This is a genomic window from Rhodobacter sp. Har01 (genome assembly GCF_020564565.1).
GTDB lineage: Bacteria > Pseudomonadota > Alphaproteobacteria > Rhodobacterales > Rhodobacteraceae > Pseudogemmobacter.
In genome coordinates this window covers 1-546 of sequence record NZ_JAJCTD010000037.1, presented here as the reverse complement: position 1 = coordinate 546, position 546 = coordinate 1, and the positions used below count along the sequence as shown (strand labels likewise).

The window sequence follows — 546 nt, the reverse complement described above, 5'->3', positions numbered from 1 at the left end:
CGCCCCATCTCACGATCATCGCCGCAGCCGAGATCCTTCAGGGCGGCACCGTAGGACCGAAGGCGATCCGTAACGATTTTATCAGGCCGGCCATGTCGCTTCATGGATTTCTTGAGGAATTTCAGCGCTGCCTTGCGATCTCGCGCCTTGGTGACGATGCTTTCCAGCACCTCGCCTTCGTGATCGACGGCGCGCCAGAGGTAGTGCGTCACCCCGTTGATCTTCACGTAGACCTCGTCCAGGTGCCACTGCCAGTGACGAAGGGCGCGCATCGCTTCGACACGCTTGCCGCGGATCTCGGCGGCAAACATCGGCCCGAACCGGTTCCACCAATACCGCACGGTTTCGTGGCTGATCTCGATGCCCCTTTCGTGGAGCAGATCCTCAACGTTACGAAGTGACAGGGGAAACCGGATGTAGAGCATCACTGCCAGGCGGATGATCTCAGGGCTGGTCTTAAAGTAGCGGAACGGGGAGCGCTGGGTCATCCCCGCAGGCTAGCGAACGGCGTTGTCGGCCAGCAAGCCTGCTTCTTCTGACAACTCC

General features: G+C 60.3%; 1 protein-coding gene. It reads right to left on the bottom strand.

The genetic code is table 11. The annotated features are described in order from the left end of the window. Positions 1-488, bottom strand: a 488-nt coding sequence (locus tag LHP98_RS19300; RefSeq protein ID WP_227254166.1) for an IS6 family transposase, incomplete at its 3' end; no start/stop codon positions are given. Positions 489-546 lie beyond the last annotated feature (58 nt).